At 61.2% G+C, this 3667-nt stretch carries 4 protein-coding genes and 1 pseudogene; all 5 read left to right on the top strand.

Translation table 11 applies throughout. The features are described 5' to 3' along the window. Positions 1 to 634: 634 nt before the first annotated feature. Positions 635 to 1015, top strand: coding sequence for a hypothetical protein (locus IM725_RS20555; RefSeq protein ID WP_321576225.1), 381 nt, complete (start codon positions 635 to 637; stop codon positions 1013 to 1015). Positions 1016 to 1073: 58 nt separating this feature from the next. Then, a complete protein-coding gene (gene mscL, locus IM725_RS19715; protein ID WP_193782347.1) occupies positions 1074 to 1487 on the top strand; it encodes a large conductance mechanosensitive channel protein MscL in 414 nt (137 codons plus the stop codon). Between the two features lie 60 nt (positions 1488 to 1547). Further along, positions 1548 to 1937 (top strand): hypothetical protein, encoded by a 390-nt coding sequence (locus IM725_RS19710; protein WP_193782346.1) that lies wholly within the window; start codon positions 1548 to 1550, stop codon positions 1935 to 1937. 164 nt (positions 1938 to 2101) lie between these two features. Beyond that, positions 2102 to 2314 carry a hypothetical protein gene (locus tag IM725_RS19705; RefSeq protein ID WP_193782345.1) on the top strand — a complete coding sequence of 71 codons (213 nt, stop codon included), beginning with the start codon at positions 2102 to 2104 and terminating at the stop codon, positions 2312 to 2314. A gap of 220 nt (positions 2315 to 2534) precedes the next feature. After that, positions 2535 to 3356, top strand: a pseudogene (locus tag IM725_RS19700) (IS5/IS1182 family transposase); the annotation flags it as partial. Positions 3357 to 3667: the final 311 nt, after the last annotated feature.

Genomic DNA, 3667 nt, shown 5'->3' with positions numbered 1-3667 from the left:
ATCTCGCGGAGCTGCACGCGACGGCCCGCAACAAACTCAAGAGCGCACAGAAGCGCCCCACCATCATCGCCGCTTGCTGGATGCAGGCTACGCTCTGGTGATGTCATGAATTTAGAGAAGCTCAATAATGCCAAGCTCTACCATCCCAGTCCCCTGATGACCGCAGATGCAGCCAAGTCGCCGCATCGTTAAGGTGGCCGGCCGGCCCGAACGAGGGCGCTAGTGACACACCACACGAAGACAAGAAGCACGGAACCCATCTGAGCCATCGCGCTGAGGGCGAGTCTGTAGGCCGAGGGAAGGAGGCGATCCGCGCCGCGCGTATGTGGGCCACCACGCACCGGGTCATCGAGGCGGCTGCAAGGCCTGTCGCCCACGCCTGGCGAGGCGGGTGCGCCCCTCAATCGCGAGCAAGTCGGAAGACGTTCTCAAGGGGTCACGTCGCGCGCCCTTGCCAAACCGGTATCGAACTTCGAAATGCCGGGTGGAAAACGCCCGCGCCGCTGCTGATCCTGCGGGAACTCATACACCACCTCGGTTTCGACCGCGGCATCACCATCAGCACCCGCCCCGAAACGAAGCGTCGACTCGAGGGCTGGCGCGCGTCATTCGATTGACGTATGCTGCACCCGAGGTGACGAGCCTGAAAGAAAACGCGATGAAGAAGTTGATGATCGGAGCCGCGTGCGCACTGCTCTTCTGCAATTTCGCGATGGCTACGGAATCGTGCGATGTGAAGGCCGCCGCAAAGCAGCTATCAGACACCGCGAAGGCTTCGTTCACGAATAAGTGCGAGGCCGACGCAAAAACGTCGGTGCCTACGACATGTGACGAACAGGCTGGCTCCAAGAAGTTGGCCGGGGCAGCCAAGACCCGCTTCCTGAAAAAGTGCAATGCCAATGCAGGTGCGACCGGTGCAGCGGCGAGTTGCGATACGCAGGCTACCGAGAAGAAGGTCGCCGGCGCGGCGAAGACCAGCTTCGTAAAGAAGTGCGTCGCGGACGCCAAGGGCTAAAAACGCCACCGCTGCGCAACGAGCGACGACCGCCTGACAAGAACAACCTGGAGGAGCTATGAGTTTTGCGTCCGAATTCAAGGAATTCGCCCTGAAGGGCAATGTGATGGACCTCGCGGTGGGGGTCATCATCGGGGCAGCGTTCGGCAAGATCGTCGACTCGCTGGTGGCCGACATCATCATGCCGATCATCAGCCGGCTGTTGGGGGGGCTGGACTTCAGCAATTATTTCGTTCCTCTTGCCGGGCAGACTGCGACGACACTCGCCGAAGCAAAGAAGGGCGGAGCCGTTTTCGCGTACGGCAACTTCATCACGGTGGCGTTGAACTTCGCGATACTAGCGTTCATCGTGTTTCTGATGGTCAGGCAGATCAACAGGTTGAAGAAGGCGCCGCCGCCAGCCGTGGCGCCAGCGACTCCCGAGGACGTCGTGCTGCTGCGGGAAATCCGCGATGCTCTCGTTCGGCATTAGTACCTTCGCCACGGGGTTGCGTGATGTGATGGTTGCGCCCTTCGAACAGGAGAAATGAGAATGGATGCACAGCAGCTTGTTACCGAATTCCTGGCTTCAGCGCATGGGCAGGAGGCTGTTCAGGCGCTGGGGGCACAAGGCATCAGCGCTCCGGACGCCCAACAACTTCTAGGCAATGCGACCGAGGCGGTCCACGCGCACGTGGACGAACAAAGCCCGGGGCTGATGGGGGAGCACGCCGGAAAGAGCTTTTTCGCGGGGTTGGCCGCAGGCTTGCTGCGGGGAGACGGGTTCTTCAAGTCCCTCGTGGACGGTGGTGAAGGCATCGTCTCTGGTCGCGTAGCGGAGTCCCTGGCTGCGCGCGCAGGGCTAGACCCGTCGACGGCGTCCACGGTCGCCGCGGCGGCGACGCCATACATTCTCGGATTCCTGAAGGAACGGTTCAGTTAAAACAGCTCAAACCCTGCTGAGCCGAAATTTCTTCTTTGGGTACGCGTCGGTCGCGCCCACTGCGCTGACTCAACTCGTGACCAAAATCTTAGGAAGATCGCAGGGTGAGCACCGGCGATCGGACTATAAGTGAGTGGCGCGAAAGTGCGCACGCAGGAACATCCATGAACGAACTTATCCAGCGCCTCATCGATAAAGTCGGACTTTCTGAACAGCAGGCAAATACCGCGATGCAAACCGTCGTCGGATTCGTCAAGGAGAAAGTTCCCGCGCCGATTGCAGCACAGGTGGAAACCGTGCTGGCCGGCGGGAGCGAAGGGGGAGGCGCGCTCGGCAGCATCAGCGGCGCCCTGGGCGGGATGTTCGGTAAGAACTGATGAACTCGCGCGTGCGCTCACGACTGCGCGCACTAAGGTATACATCTACGGATACCGCAATCGAGTTCTGTCAAGGAGGCGCCTGGAGCGGGGGTGCCAGCGCGATGTGGAACTGGCGTGGCCGACTGGCCGCCTAGCAGGCTGCTGAAATACCACCCAGTCGCCGTGCCCGTTTGGTCTGCGGCTGGGACAATGAGAAGGTCCGATCTGACTGAGAACCATGCGCGGCGCTGACACCTTTACCGAGAGCCTGTTCACCATGCGCAAGCTGGAGGACTTTGTGCCTGCCAAGCATCCGTTGCGCGAGATTCGCAAGACCGCCAACGCGGCGCTGGAGAAGTTGGGCCCGGTGCTCACGGCCATGTACGCGGCCGACGTGAAGGGCGGCAGACCCGGCATTGCACCGGAAAAGGTGCCGTCCACGCTGAAGTGTTCACCCGAGAGCAGATCGCGCTGCTGCGCAATGACCACCACCTCGTTGAAGAACTCGCTGATCCAGGCCTGGGCCGGACACAAGAGCTTTGTGCTCAAGGATGAAGACCAAGGTGATGGTGGTGGCGACAACTCCACCAACTGCGACGACTCCACCACCAGCGGCAACTTCAAAGGCCAGAGGCGCAGCAACGACACGCACGAATCTAAGACGGACGGCGACGCCCGGCTGTACCGCAAGGGCAACACCGCCAGCGAGCTGCGCTACATGGGCCACACCTTGAGCGACAACCGTCATGGCCTGATTGCCAACGCCATGGTGACCCAGGCCGATGGCTTTGCCGAACGCGAGGCGGCCAAGGTCATGATCAAAGACGCCCGGCAGGCGCTGGGCGACGACGAGCGCGAAGTCACGCTGGGCGCCGACAAGGGCTACGACGCGAAGGAGTTCATCGAAGCCTGCGTGGCGATGAACGTCACGCCGCATGTGGCGCAGAACACCTCGGGCAGGAAGTCGGCGGTGCCCGATGAGATCGCTCAGGCTGAGGGCTATGCGATTTCGCAGCGCAAGCGCAAGCTGATCGAGCAAGGCTTGCCTGGGGCGCTTACAGCGTCACCTTGCAACCCCAAGGTCGAACCACTGCAGCACTCAATCACAACTGCCGTCAAAAGCCCCCGCTGCCGACCAGCCCCCACCCATCGCACCCGCTCAACTGGTGCCGAGGCTGGAGGCGACACCGCACAAGAACCAGCGCGGCACGTTATGGCAGCTAAAGGGGCTTATTTGGGGTTGCTGTTGATTTCCATCCAGAAGTGACCCACCTGGCCGGGTAATTTCCATCGAAATCTGACCCACGTACGAACCCTAACCTGCTGCTTTTGGTGGCAGGAGCACTAGGAGTGATTGACGTGGCGACACTG

This window comes from Ramlibacter aquaticus (assembly GCF_015159745.1).
Lineage (GTDB): Bacteria > Pseudomonadota > Gammaproteobacteria > Burkholderiales > Burkholderiaceae_C > Ramlibacter > Ramlibacter aquaticus.
The sequence above is the reverse complement of the archived record's forward strand: the minus strand, read 5'-3'. Positions and strand labels throughout refer to the sequence as shown.

Excerpts from the sequence above, each read along its gene's own strand:
- mscL (WP_193782347.1), top strand. The coding sequence starts at position 1,074 with ATGAGTTTTGCGTCCGAATTCAAGGAATTCGCCCTGAAGGGCAATGTG.
- IM725_RS19710 (WP_193782346.1), top strand. The coding sequence starts at position 1,548 with ATGGATGCACAGCAGCTTGTTACCGAATTCCTGGCTTCAGCGCATGGG.
- IM725_RS19705 (WP_193782345.1), top strand. The coding sequence starts at position 2,102 with ATGAACGAACTTATCCAGCGCCTCATCGATAAAGTCGGACTTTCTGAA.